Raw genomic sequence first — 12,427 nt, 5'->3', positions numbered from 1 at the left:
CACGCTCGAAGCTGATGCATTTCTCGGCAGCGCGCGTCAGCGCGCCAGATTATTGAGGACGATCTCGTCCTTTTGCGCCGGGTTCGGATAATTGATCAAGACCGCCCGATAGTTGCCCTTGAACACGAAGAGGCTTCCGGCAGAGGCGCCGATGATGCCACAACGGCCTATGAGCGCGCCGATATCGTCGAGCGAGCCGGCTCCGCCGAGGATCGTTACCGGCAGTCTGGTGGTGGAGCGGATGCGTTCGGCCAGATCGAGATCATAGCCCTTCATCATGCCGTCGCGGTCGATGGAATTGATGACAAGTTCGCCTGCCCCGCGGCTTTCGAACTCGGCGACGAGTGAGGCCAGCCCGCCGCGCGCCTTCCTGCTGCCATTGTGGGTATAGACGTCGAAGTCCTTGCCGAACATGGGCTTTCTGACGTCGAGCACCACGACCACGCTCTGGCTGCCCACTTCGTCGGCAATCTGGGAGACGAGGCCGGGGTCGTCTATGGCCGCGGCGCTGATGGCGACCTTTTCGACACCCAGGCCGATAATGCGCTTGGCCTGTTCGCGTGTCGTGATCCCGCCGCCATAGCAGAGCGGCATGCGGCATTCGACGGCCAGATGGCCGATCATGGTGAAGTCGGGCTCGCGGCGCTGGGCGCTGGCGTCGATATCGAGGACGACGAGCTCGTCGGCCTCCTTCTCGTTGAAGATCTTCACCGCATTGATCGGATCGCCAACATATTTGGGTTCCTTGAAGCGCTGGGTTTTCACCAGGCCGCCGTCGCTGACCAGCAGGCAGGGAATTATTCTCGGTCGCAGCACGGTTCAGAGCTCGGCGAAGTTCTTGAGGAGCCGTGCGCCCCAGTGATGGCTCTTCTCGGGGTGGAACTGCACGCCGCTGACATTGCCCGAGTGCACGATGCACGGGAAGTCCTGGCCATAATGGGCCGTTGCGGCGACGTCGTTCTGGTTGGCGGCGGCAAAATAAAACGAGTGAAGGAAGTAAAAGCGCGCGTCGGTCTCCAACCCCGCGAAAAGGTCGAAGGAGTGGGTGGCGGAGACGTCGTTCCAGCCCATATGGGGCAGGGGCATGTCATTACCGATCGGCAGCTTGCGCAGCGACTGCACATGGCCCGGAATCCAGCCCAGGCCCCGGCGCGTGCCTTCGTCGCTGCCATTAGCAAGGATCTGCATGCCGACGCAGATACCGACCACGGGGACGCGCTTGTTCAGGACGAGGTCATCGAGCGTGCTGCGCATGCCCGAAGCATCGAGCAGGTCCATGGCATGGTCGAAGTGACCCACGCCGGGCAGGATCAGCTTCGTGGCGCCGAGCAATTCGTCGGAAGAACGGGCCAGGCGGGTCTCGATGTTGAGCCGCTTGTACATGTTAGAGAACGCCTTGATGTTCCCCAGCCCGTAGTCGACGATCGTGATCATCGCATCACAGCCTTCTGAATGCCCAGCGCCCGCAGCACTCTGGTGCCGAGGTCGATAAAGGTCATGGCGTTCTGGTAGTCCTTGTAGGTCTTGTTCGGACCATCGTGGAGCGCGCGCAGTTCCTCGACGCTGAGACCAAGCTTGGTGGCGATGTATTCGAAATCCTGGTCCACGTCTTCAGGATTATAGGCCGGCACGCCGATTTTTTCGAGAGCCTCTTGCCGGGTCATCTGGCCGGTGAGAATGAGGCTTGAGAAATGGGCGCGGCGCTTGTCATAGCCGAATTTGGTCGGCAGCCAGTAGCCTTCGTAGAAGCGGGTGAAGCGCGACTCGTAATGCTTGTGCGCGTAGCGCTGCCATCCGAATTTGTCGGACAGTTCCTGCATCGCGGCTTCCTTGAAGAAGGGGATGTGGTTGAGCGGCTTGACCACGCGCACGTTCTTCACGAAGCGATAGTAGAGCTTGAAGGTGAAGATGTCCGCCAGCGGGAAGGTCTTGAGCGGACGCGTACCGAAACGCCTGTGAATGTCCTTGAGCTGGCGCAGGTCCGAAGCATGATAGTGCCATTCGAGCGGCTCGCGCACGCATTCGGTGGAATAGTTGGCGCCGGTGAGGATATATTTCACCCCGTTCTTGGCCGCGTAGTTGTAAAGGCCGGCAAAGAAGGCGTGATCTTGCGGCGTATCGAGATGCGGTACCTGCGCCTTAAAGAAGGCGAGTTGCAGATCCTTCATCTCCTGCCAGTTGATGACCTCGGTATGGAGATCCAGCCCCAGCCCGTCGACCAGCTTTTCGATATTGTTGACCGCCTGCTGCGAGTTCCAGCCCGCATCGACGTGGAAGAGAAGCGGGCGCAGGCCGAACTTTACCTTGGCGAGGTAGACGACATAGGACGAATCCACCCCGCCGCTGATGCCGATGATGCAGTCGTGGTCCTTGCCCTTGCCGTCGCGCCGGATCTGCTCGAGCATCGGCTCGAGTTCACGCATGCCCTCTTCGTTGGGATGCCAGTGCGGCACGATGTTCTGGTGATAGTTATTGCAATATTCGCACCAGCCGCGATCGTCGAAGACGATCTTGGAATCGGACGTGTCCATGATGCAGTTCGAGCAGATCTGATATGGGCGCTGATTCAGCAAGGCATTCATTGTGGCATCCAGGTCTTGAGATCTAGCTTGTGGGTGGAATCAGTGCCCCACATTCCTAGCCAGCCTCCGCGCTTTTCGCACTAATTTCGTCGAGTTTCGCAAGATATTGATCCGCTTGGCTCGCTCGAGACAACGTCCGGACAAATGACACATCTTTCGTTTCCACCGGTGTCCAGAAACGATCAGATGAAAGAAATTCTTCGAATGCCAGGGTGGTGTTGGCGACGAAGTGGTGGTCGCCTGCTCGGACGATCATATCGCCAGCCAATGTGCTTGGGCTGATGTCGGCGACAACCGGACGACCAGACGCCAGGTACTCGAAAAGCTTGGTGGTGAGGATACCACTGGCGCTAGACTGCTGCCCGGGTTTGGGAGGAATGGCATTCTCGCAGAACAGGAGATGGTCCGCCGTTGCGGACAGTTCCAGCGATCTATCGTATGGCACCTTTGGCAGGAAGTGAAACATCCCTGCGATGCCGGGATGCTGGTCAGCGATTGTTTGCTCAAGCAATTGGCAATCGCCGTAGAATTCAAATCGCATCAGTTGCGACCGCAGTTTTCCCGTCTGGTTCAGCCTGTCCAGCGCTTCCAGTAGATGGCGAGGGATGCGACCCGGCGTGATGATACCAAGATAGCGTATGACAAGTGGCCCGCCTGGTGGACGGGGCTGCCATTGAACGATCCGTCGTGCCGCATCGACGCGCTCTGGGTCGTAGCCATTCAGAATGACGGTTACATCCTCATAGAAGGAGCGATAGTAGTCGGCCATGGGCTCGGAGATCGTAACTACGCCAGCAGCACGGCGCGTAAGAGCCTTATCCACCACTGCCTCAACCCATTTTGCCGCTCGGCTCCCGGGCATCTCGTGACAATAGCTGAATTGATCCCGGTAATCGAGGACGACGGGCACATTGAAGCGCATGCGAGCGAAAATGCCAGCGAGCAGGATTGCCCACGGTGGGCATGTTGCCACGACAACGTCGGCATCGCGCAGAACCTTCTGCGCCCGGGCGTCGAGAGCGGGACTCAACATGCCGAATGCAAATGGCAGGCGAGGGTCTGGCAATTGCCCAAACCACCGCATCACGAAGTCCTTGATGCGGCGCATGGTGGTTGCCCCGCTGCTATTTGAGGGCGGCGCACGTGTCACTTCTGCGGCCGCGGAGGCGCGCGCGCGACCCACCCAGTCGAGTTCGATCAGCTCGACCCCTTCTGGAGGCTGTTCCGTGAACTCACCGTCGGCCGCTGTTTTGGTGGGGGCAAGAACGGCGACATTACGTCCGGACCGCGCAAAGAACTTCGCCATGGCCTCCATGCGTTTGGCGCCGGAGCTGTTTATCGGTGGAAAGTAATGAACGATGAGAACGATGTTTCGTGCGACATCTTTGCTCATGCTATGTTCGGCTCCTGGCTGAAGAATGCCGCAATAGCCCTTGCCGATTGTCCTTCACCATATATCGTGCGGTCGATATTTGAGAACAATACGCTGGACAAGGCGGCAGCGATGCGATCCGTGTCAGCACCGACAAGGGTATTCGCGCCCGACGTTACCAACTCTGTCCATTCGGTCTCGTCACGCAGGGTGATACATGGCACCCCATGCAGATACGCCTCTTTTTGCACGCCGCCGCTGTCGGTGGCGATGGCGCGAGCATTTGCCTCCAGCATCATCATATCCAGATAGCCTACCGGATCGGTAATTCTTACACTGTCCGGCAGAGCCCAGCCCAGTTGTTCAATCCGCTTGCGTGTTCGCGGGTGCAAGGGCAAGACAATGGGCAGATCGGATCGAGCCAGACCGGCGAGGATGCTACCGAGCCGCCGGGAGTCATCGGTATTTTCCTGTCGATGAAGGGTCGCCAATACATAGCCATTTCGCCCAAGCCCGAGTCGGTCAAGCACGTTGCTTCGGGTCTTTGCGACGGCTGTGAATGTATGAACGGCGTCTACCATGACATCACCGATCATCCTAACTTTGTCACCGGCAATTCCTTCGCGCTGAAGATTCCGAACGGCAGTATCGGAGGGCGCAAAGAGTACCGTGGACAGATGATCCGTCATCACCCGATTGATTTCTTCGGGCATCCGGCGATTGAACGAACGAAGTCCGGCTTCCACATGCGCGACCTTGATGTGACACTTCGCGGCTGCCAAAGCGCCCGCCAGCGTAGAATCCGTGTCGCCATAGACGAGAACCCAATCTGGCTTCTCGGACATAAGGACGGCTTCGATACTTTCCATCGCCCGACCGGTATTCTGAGCATGGCTGCCCCCTCCAATTCCCAGGTTGTGAGCGGGAGGTGCGAGAGACAGCTCATCAAAAAAAATATCCGACATGTTCGCGTCGAAATGTTGGCCCGTATGGACCAGGATCTCTTCGAGGTCCGAGGTGTTGGCAATAGCGCGGCTGACGACGGCAGCCTTGACAAATTGCGGTCTCGCGCCAACGACGGTGACAATTTTCATGAGTGTATTGAGCCTTATGCGACAGACGCTTGGACGGGCTGATCATTCAGCCCCTTTTGGGGCTGCGCGCGGGGAGCGCGATATATGCCCGAACAACCCAACCAAGAACAGAAAAATGAAGCCGTTGCTGAACAAAATCCCGATAACGCCGGCAGAGAAAAGCGCAATTACGTAGATCGTAATAAGCGACTTAAAAGCGAAGTCGGATGAGATCGAGAACCAGCGGAAGGTGAGGCCAATGAAGATTGAGCCAAGGATCACGCCGACCCAGCCAAAATTGACGAAGAGTTCCGTAAAGAACACAGAGTTGGCGCGTCCGATTTCGCTCGAACCCCATTGATGCGCAAAGACCGTGGCGTCGTAGTTGATGCGATTTCTACCTGTCAGGGCAGCGATAGGCGTGCTCGTTGCGCCCCATAACAATTGTCCGTCAAAATTGTCGTCGAAGACAACCATCGCATCCGCAGCGGTGAAAATCGGAACCGCGAAGGTGCGCCAAACTATCTGGTCGACAACGCCTGACGGGATGTAAAGCGGGTCGAAGTAACCGTTGATGAGGATTCCCAGGGAAGCTGCGTCAGGCTGTTCTGTTCCTTGCTGAGCTGCGGATGAAGTGGGCGCGACGGGGACCTCTTGCGTGGGCGCTGCTGGAGGTGGCTCAGAATTCAGGCCACGTTCCAGTGCCACGTTAAGAACCAGGATCAGCGCTGCTCCTATCGCGATGAGTGAGACAAACTGCAGTGGCCTTTTGACTTTCTGTTGTCCTGCAAGAAATCCAAGCGGCGCCAGGACTCGGATAAATAACGCCTTCTGAAGAGAGCTCACGCTGTAGAGAAGGAACAATACAAAGGCTAGAGGCCAACCTTTCCGTCGCTCAAGAACCATAAGAGCAAGGCTGTAGGGGAGAAGGAACCCAATGTATATTGTGTCGATATACTGAAAAGATGCCTGAAATCCCTGCCTCAGTTTCAGGAAATTACCTCGTTGCACGCTCAGCTGCTCAGTGTTGGCGCCAAGCAGTGCCGATATGAAGGGGATACTGGAGGCCGTGGCGAATACAACCACCGCGTAGAGGACGAAGGAAATCCAGACCGCCCAATGGAAAACGGTCGAGTTTACGTAGACCTTCCTTCCACCTGTTATCTGACCGTCGAGTAACGAGATCTGATAGCCGATAAACAATCCAGCAACCGCGATGGGCGCCAAAAGTGCGACCTTGGCGTAGTAGCCGCCACCGGTCATGTAGAAAGACAATGCAGCAGGCGCAATGCCATAAAACAACAGTATGAAAGCTGCAAACGTTAGGAATATGACGTCCGGTCGCGTAATCGTAAAAATTACTCGCTCAGCAAATCGTGGTCGCCGCATAACGTCGGTCGTCATTACTAAAGCTCCCCCACTATGTCGGCGTACATCTGCCTATCACGATTAGTCATAAAGTGCGAATTGTGCCAGAGCAGCACAAATTCTCCGCCAAACTGCATGGTGGCAGACTTGATATTTCGCATAAGCTCGATGGATGATCCTCCGTATCCCAGCCCGAGATAGATGTCGGATATTACGGAGGATTCCATTACAATAAGAGGTCGCTCTCTGATGGTTAGTGCTTCTGATTTTTCCAGACAATACAATCTGAAACTATAGCATGTACCGCAGCGAAATCCGGGAGCGTCGGCATAGCCCAAGGTCGTGTCATAAGTTAGCCCGATACTGTCGAGAGCCCGCGCCGTTTCAGGTGTTCTCCAGCGCAGAAAATGCTGACGCGCGCCGATATCTGACTGTTGAACGCCAGCCCGATCCATGGCCTGCCTCAACAGGACTAATTCGCGGCGCAGCTGATCGGCGTTGCGGTAGGTGGCATAACTGCCGTGTAATCCGATTTCATGTCCGCGTGCATGGATCCTGGACATGAGGTCGATGACGAAGGGATCCTCGATCTCGGCTGAACCGTCGATGCCCGGGACCGTCTTGTCGGCGATCAAGTAGAAGGCCATGGTGTTGCCGGCCCTTTCGTTGACGTCCATCATCCAGTCAAAGCTGTTTGCCGGGTCCCAGCGATCGTGGCCCATTCGTGCGCCCAGATATCCGTAGAGGCGCCGGCCTGCCGCTTCGAAATTACGTCGCTTCAGGATGTCGCCACCGGCCTGACGGGCCAGCATGGAGAACGACCGGCTGGAACCCAGAAAGGGTTCGTCGACATCGCAGGTGACGAAGCTTGTGCCGTGCCAAACCTTGCGCTTGAGTTGGGGCCAGAGCCGCTGCATCGCGGCCCAGAGCAGTTCCACATATTCATTGACGATCGGGCGGCGCAGAAACCCTTCCGCATGCGCAAGGCTGGCCGTGGCCGGAAACCTGTCATGCTTGTCGGGCGCGGGTCTTGCCACCTCCTCGTACCGGCTGAGCATGAAGAAGCTGCTGCCGAAGATGTCGATCGGCAGGGCGATGCAATCGGCACCGGAGGTGGTGATTTCGCGCCCGAAGATGACCGGTAGGCTCGCTTGCACTAGACGCGCCTCGGGGTAGTGGCGACCGGCCTCCCACTTCGAGAGCGGCGTGGTCGGCATCGAAGCAGCCGATAGCCAGCTTCCGTCCGGCATGTTCAGAAAGCAGTCGGGCATGAGCAGAGTGCCGGAAGCGCCCTCGAGCCCGATCGCCACATCGGACCGTTGCTCCGTCTCGCTTCGCCATGGCAGACCGAGAAAGTCGCCGAGCAGAGTATCCAATATGTAGGCGCGTTCGCTCGGACGGCCCGCGGGGATTTTCACGGTCAACATTGTATTGTCTCTGCTGCTTCCTGCGACCGCTCCGTTCCTGACGGAGCGATGTCGCTCGGGGCGAACTGGTCTTGCCCACCCCGGACCACTGACGATGCGTTCTGCCATCTTCTCAAGGGGAGCGGCAGCATTCGATACATCGCCAGCATCCTGCAGGCGATTTGCAAACCTGATTACCGGGGGCGCCAGCCCGGCACAAGGTCTCGCAAGTCCCCTTGTGGGGAGGCGCTCACGCGCGGAGCATCTGCAAGGCGCTCCGCAAGCGCAGGAGGCGCGATGGCGTATGGGTGAGATACGAATAGGGCACCTGCTCCGCGCCGAAGCCGCGGAAGAAGCGCTCGACCGGCTCCATCATGGAGCCTTCGAAATCGAAAACCCGGGAGACCGTGCCGGCAAAACGGATAGCCTGCCAGATACAGAAGCTGGTGGCGCCGCTGTTCCTCAGTTCCGGATCGCCGCCGCCGGCGATGTAATAGGCCCGATGGGCATCCCAGACGATATAGGCGCCGGCATGCACCCGTCCCTCGGCATCCTCGGCCAGGAAGATCCGCCGTTGTTCGCGCGCTGCGCAGGCCGCGTCGATACGGGCAAAATAGTCTGACGAGTAGGGCGCAGTCTTCCCCTGTCGCTCGAAGGTCTTGCTGTTGACCGCGAGGAATGCTTCGAGTGTCGGAGCAGCGCGCAGCCTTATCCCGAAGCGGCCTTCGGCCTTGCGGATATCGCCGCGTATCTTGCTTTGCAGCCCGGCCCAGACGGCGCCCTCGTCCTCTAGGCCGGCGATGACATAGGTATATCGGGTCGTCTGCTGGAAGCCACGCCAGTAAAAAGGCAGCCAGTTGGTTCTTTCTGGCTGCCAGGCCTGGGAGAAATAATGATACTTGGGCAGTTGGGCGATCAGCTCGCCCATGATGTCCTTCTCGCGGCTGAGCCGCTCGGCGGTCTTGGCGCCGATGGCCGCAAGCCATGGGCCGATCGATTGGGTCAAGGCAGGTTGTGTCAGCACGCGAAATCCATGCCGCCTGGTATCGGCATAGGGCAGGGCGCCAACGATCCTGTCGTCGCTAAGGCTGAGGGCGACGTCCCAGCCTTGAGGGCCGCAGGTCGCATCTAGCCACCAGGCCTGCTGAAACAGGCCGATATCGGTACGCGTTTCGCAAAGTGTTCGGTAGCGGTCGCGGTTCGTCATGATCGAAGTGTCCAAGCTGTTGCGCGGGTGCCGCCCATGGTTCGACGCCAGCTATTGTGCCCCGTGCCATCAACGGCGCCACAGGAAATGACGCAAGGCCGCCACGGGGGAGAAGCGCAGGGAAAGGCGGATCCTGCCGTCCCTGCAGGCGACATAGTGCCCGCGATCATCTTTCCCGACAGTAGCGGGCAGGTCCGATCCCGCCCCTCGTTCCACCTCGCCAATCGTCCAGCGCTGCCCGGTATAAAGGCCCGAGGGCCGGGGCAAGGCATTGAGCCATCCCTCCGTTCCGCGCAGGACGTGCCATATGTGGTCGATCGGCCAGTTTGCCCAATCGATCATATCGCCATGTTCTGCCGCCTTGACCTGGCGGGCCCTAATCGTCGGCGAAAGGCCTGGCTGCGCCAAGCGCGGCGCGGCGCGACTTTCGATGTCGTCCAGTGCCTTGACGAGAAGCTGCGATCCTGTTCTCCCGACGACTAGATCCAGCCATTCCGGGGAGCGAGTGCCAAAGGCGACGGGCACCCTTTCCTGGTAGATTATGTCGCCCGTGTCTTCCCCTGCATCGATGTAGTGCACGGTCACCCCGGCATGGGGAACGAAGGCCCTGTATTGCCAGAAGTCGGGCAAGGGGCCCCGATATTCTGGCAGGTAGGACGGATGGAGGTTGATCGTCCCTTTCGGGGGCAGATTGAATATTTCGGGCGGCAACAGCTGGGACATCGAAAACACGACCAGCACATCGGGTCGCAATTGCCGCAGCCATTGGGAAAACGCCGCCATGCTGTCGCGGGTCAGCCAGAAGTATGGGAGGCGGTGGTCAGCGGCATATTGTTCCAGCGTGCGCAGGCGACGTACTGCACGGCCCACAAGCCGCCGGGCAACAGCCCGCAGCCCCTGGCGCGCAGTCGAGGCGCCTCTTGGTGCTGATTCGGCAATGCCGATGACTTCGTGGCCGGAGCTCATCAGCGGCGCAACGACCCGCGAAACGCCTTGGGTTATGACGACGACGCGCATTAGGTTTGACTTCTAGTGCCGAGGGCGAAGCGGTAGGTCATCGCCAGGTTTATCAGATACATGATGCTATAGGACGCACTGAACAGCATCGTGCAGACCTCGATGGAGCCGTACAACCAGCCGAGCGCTAGTGCCCCCCCGGTCAAGACGACGAGCGCGGACTGCCAGAATAGGTCTTCACGCTGCTTTTCAGCAATCAGGAACATCGAACTGAGCGGGCTGGACACAAACTGGATATAGAACATCGGCGCGAGGATCTGCGCCATAAGCCCGGCCCTTTCCCAGTCTTCCCCGAAAACAAATGCGAACAGCGCCGGCGACAGCGTCAACAGCACGATAAACGGCATGGCATAGAGAAGCACAAGGGTTCGCAGGGTTCGCAGATAGATGGCCCGGCAGGAGCCCTTGTCTCGCAATTCGGTGCTGGCCTGCTGACGAAATACGTCGCCAATTGCGCCGCCCACCAGTTGCATGGGGAGGCCGATCACCTGTTGGGTCAACGAATAGAAGCCGGCTGCAGCAGCGCCGAAAGACGCTGGCATTACCAGAATGGGCAGCCGTGAAGATATCATGTTGAGGCTATGGGCGACGATCAAGACCCGCGGAAAATCGCGGTAACGCAATGCAGTCCGGCCCAACATGCCGCGGCGGAGCTTCGAGGCATGCCTCGACAACTCGGAGAGGCTGCTCACCGACAGGACAGCAAGGCTGGCCAGTTGCCCTGCCATGAAGGCCAGTATAAGCCCTTCGGGAAGGGATATGGCGCCAAAGCCCAGACCCACGAGTGCAAATGCAGCCCCCTGCAGCGCCCTGCTGAGGGCGATACTGCGGAAGCGTTTCTGGCGGTTGAGCCAATAATTGAGGACCTGAACAGCGCCCGCGAGCAGTATGGACACGGGCAGCAGGGCATAGATCCAGCCCAGGTTCGTCCAGGGGAGAGCGGACCAGGTCACCACAGCGGCAAACAGAGCAGCGCACGCTATCCAGAGCGACGCCAGCACTACCAGATGCACCGCGACCAAGTCGCTGCGCGGCAGATTGAGGGCCAGCTCATAACGCCCAGTACTCGCAACGGCCAGGACTGCCACAATGGCAGAATAAACAGCGAATATACCGAATTCGTCGGGTGAGTAGAGGCGCGTCAGCAAAGGGCTCACCGCTACCGGAATGGCCTGGGCCACCAGCGTTCCGGTCATCAGAGTGATAGCATGGCGAGCGAAGTCGCCCAGCGGCCTTGCCCGCAATCTAGCAAGATGCCGCATGCGCCCGTATCATCCTTACCTCATCCAAGCCTTCGGCCGCTATCGCAGGGCGTTGCCCAAGGTCTCGACGACGCGTTCCTGCGAGGACGCATCAAGATAAGGATGCATCGGCAAGCTCAAAACCCGCTCGGACAGGGCTTCGGAGTTGGGAAGTGTTCCAACCACACGGCACAGGTCGCTATAGGCGGGTTGCCGATGCAGCGGAATGGGATAGTGGATTGCCGTCGGGACGCCCTTCTGCTTCAGCGCTGCGGCAATCCGGTCCCGGTCTTCAACCTGAATAGTGAACTGGGCCCAGACGCTGGTGCGATCCGGCCGCACCACAGGCATTCCTATCGAGTTGAGGCCGGCAAGCAGGCTTAGATATCTGTCGCCGATCGATATGCGCTGATCGATTTCCCACTCAAAACGGTCCAGCTTGGCGAGAACCACAGCGCACTGGATGGTGTCCATCCGGCCGCCGAGACCGACACGCGTGTGATAGTAGCGCCGCTCCTGCCCGTGCACGCGAATCTCGCGCATGACCTTGGCCAAATCCGGATTGGTGCAGAAAATTGCTCCGCCATCGCCATAGCAACCGAGGGGCTTGCTTGGAAAGAAGCTTGTGCAGCCAATGGAAGACAGGGCCCCACTCCGCCTCCCCTGGTATGTAGCGCCGAAGCTCTGGGCGGCATCCTCGATCACCGTCAGGCCATGGGCATCGGCGATGGCATTGATCTCCGAAATGTCGGCGGGTTGGCCATATAGCGACACGGGCATGATGACCCGGGTCCTGTCGGTAATGGCGCCTTCCAGCAGGCGCGCATCCATGTTGGCGGTGTCCGGCTCAACATCGATGAAAACCGGCGTGGCACCCACGAGCGCGATGACTTCGGCGGTCGCGGCGAACGTAAAAGGCGATGTGATGACCTCGTCGCCCGGGCCGACACCTAGTGCCATCAGCGCTATCAGGAGCGCTTCGGTGCCGGAAGAAACGGTAATGCAGTCAGCGCCGCAAAAGCTGGTCAGGCGGTCCTCGAGTTCTCGAACCTCGGGACCCATTATGAACTGTCCGTGCGTCAGCACTGCCTTGATGCGATCGTCGACAGCGCTTCCGAGTGCATTATATTGAGCCTTCAGATCGATGAATTCCATGGCCTT

11 protein-coding genes are annotated in these 12,427 nt (G+C 58.9%); all 11 read right to left on the bottom strand.

All coding sequences use genetic code 11. From position 1 onward, the window contains the following. Positions 1-36: 36 nt before the first annotated feature. The 11 genes from VIL88_RS13680 to VIL88_RS13630 all read right to left on the bottom strand — a co-directional run bounded on the left by VIL88_RS13680 (position 37) and on the right by VIL88_RS13630 (position 12,421). Entirely contained in the window at positions 37-816 is a 780-nt protein-coding gene (locus VIL88_RS13680; protein ID WP_331989753.1) for an AglZ/HisF2 family acetamidino modification protein, read from the bottom strand. A gap of 3 nt (positions 817-819) precedes the next feature. After that, positions 820-1,434, bottom strand: a complete 615-nt coding sequence (gene hisH / locus VIL88_RS13675; protein WP_331989751.1) for an imidazole glycerol phosphate synthase subunit HisH — start codon at positions 1,432-1,434, stop codon at positions 820-822. Then, entirely contained in the window at positions 1,431-2,582 is a 1,152-nt protein-coding gene (locus VIL88_RS13670; RefSeq protein WP_331989749.1) for an N-acetyl sugar amidotransferase, read from the bottom strand. Before VIL88_RS13670 ends, hisH begins: the two co-directional genes overlap by 4 nt. Positions 2,583-2,637: 55 nt before the next feature. Next, entirely contained in the window at positions 2,638-3,975 is a 1,338-nt protein-coding gene (locus VIL88_RS13665; protein ID WP_331989747.1) for a glycosyltransferase, read from the bottom strand. Further along, a complete protein-coding gene (gene wecB, locus VIL88_RS13660) occupies positions 3,972-5,048 on the bottom strand; it encodes a non-hydrolyzing UDP-N-acetylglucosamine 2-epimerase (protein ID WP_331989745.1) in 1,077 nt (358 codons plus the stop codon). Before wecB ends, VIL88_RS13665 begins: the two co-directional genes overlap by 4 nt. Before the next feature lie 42 nt (positions 5,049-5,090). Beyond that, complete coding sequence (locus VIL88_RS13655) at positions 5,091-6,431, bottom strand: hypothetical protein (protein WP_331989743.1); 1,341 nt, start codon at positions 6,429-6,431, stop codon at positions 5,091-5,093. Between the two features lie 2 nt (positions 6,432-6,433). After that, positions 6,434-7,822: a polysaccharide deacetylase family protein gene (locus VIL88_RS13650; protein WP_331989741.1), complete on the bottom strand. Its 1,389-nt coding sequence runs from the start codon at positions 7,820-7,822 to the stop codon at positions 6,434-6,436. A 229-nt stretch (positions 7,823-8,051) separates the two neighbouring features. Then, positions 8,052-9,008: a GNAT family N-acetyltransferase gene (locus VIL88_RS13645; protein ID WP_331989739.1), complete on the bottom strand. Its 957-nt coding sequence runs from the start codon at positions 9,006-9,008 to the stop codon at positions 8,052-8,054. A 69-nt stretch (positions 9,009-9,077) separates the two neighbouring features. Then, positions 9,078-10,025, bottom strand: coding sequence for a methionyl-tRNA formyltransferase (locus VIL88_RS13640; RefSeq protein WP_331989737.1), 948 nt, complete (start codon positions 10,023-10,025; stop codon positions 9,078-9,080). Further along, positions 10,025-11,221, bottom strand: a complete 1,197-nt coding sequence (locus VIL88_RS13635) for an oligosaccharide flippase family protein (RefSeq protein ID WP_331989735.1) — start codon at positions 11,219-11,221, stop codon at positions 10,025-10,027. The genes VIL88_RS13640 and VIL88_RS13635 overlap by 1 nt, the downstream gene beginning before the upstream one ends. 105 nt (positions 11,222-11,326) lie before the next feature. Further along, positions 11,327-12,421 carry a DegT/DnrJ/EryC1/StrS family aminotransferase gene (locus tag VIL88_RS13630; RefSeq protein ID WP_331989733.1) on the bottom strand — a complete coding sequence of 365 codons (1,095 nt, stop codon included), beginning with the start codon at positions 12,419-12,421 and terminating at the stop codon, positions 11,327-11,329. Positions 12,422-12,427: the final 6 nt, after the last annotated feature.

The organism is Devosia sp. (assembly GCF_036563435.1).
Taxonomy (GTDB): domain Bacteria; phylum Pseudomonadota; class Alphaproteobacteria; order Rhizobiales; family Devosiaceae; genus Devosia.
This window is presented reverse-complemented; position numbering and strand designations above follow the sequence as displayed.

What these genes read in the sequence shown, in the direction of transcription:
- hisH (WP_331989751.1), bottom strand. Translation starts at nt 1,434, where the DNA reads ATGATCACGATCGTCGACTACGGGCTGGGGAACATCAAGGCGTTCTCT.
- VIL88_RS13670 (WP_331989749.1), bottom strand. Translation starts at nt 2,582, where the DNA reads ATGAATGCCTTGCTGAATCAGCGCCCATATCAGATCTGCTCGAACTGC.
- VIL88_RS13665 (WP_331989747.1), bottom strand. Translation starts at nt 3,975, where the DNA reads ATGAGCAAAGATGTCGCACGAAACATCGTTCTCATCGTTCATTACTTT.
- wecB (WP_331989745.1), bottom strand. Translation starts at nt 5,048, where the DNA reads ATGAAAATTGTCACCGTCGTTGGCGCGAGACCGCAATTTGTCAAGGCT.
- VIL88_RS13655 (WP_331989743.1), bottom strand. Translation starts at nt 6,431, where the DNA reads ATGACGACCGACGTTATGCGGCGACCACGATTTGCTGAGCGAGTAATT.
- VIL88_RS13650 (WP_331989741.1), bottom strand. Translation starts at nt 7,822, where the DNA reads ATGTTGACCGTGAAAATCCCCGCGGGCCGTCCGAGCGAACGCGCCTAC.
- VIL88_RS13645 (WP_331989739.1), bottom strand. Translation starts at nt 9,008, where the DNA reads ATGACGAACCGCGACCGCTACCGAACACTTTGCGAAACGCGTACCGAT.
- VIL88_RS13640 (WP_331989737.1), bottom strand. Translation starts at nt 10,025, where the DNA reads ATGCGCGTCGTCGTCATAACCCAAGGCGTTTCGCGGGTCGTTGCGCCG.
- VIL88_RS13635 (WP_331989735.1), bottom strand. Translation starts at nt 11,221, where the DNA reads ATGACCGGAACGCTGGTGGCCCAGGCCATTCCGGTAGCGGTGAGCCCT.
- VIL88_RS13630 (WP_331989733.1), bottom strand. Translation starts at nt 12,421, where the DNA reads ATGGAATTCATCGATCTGAAGGCTCAATATAATGCACTCGGAAGCGCT.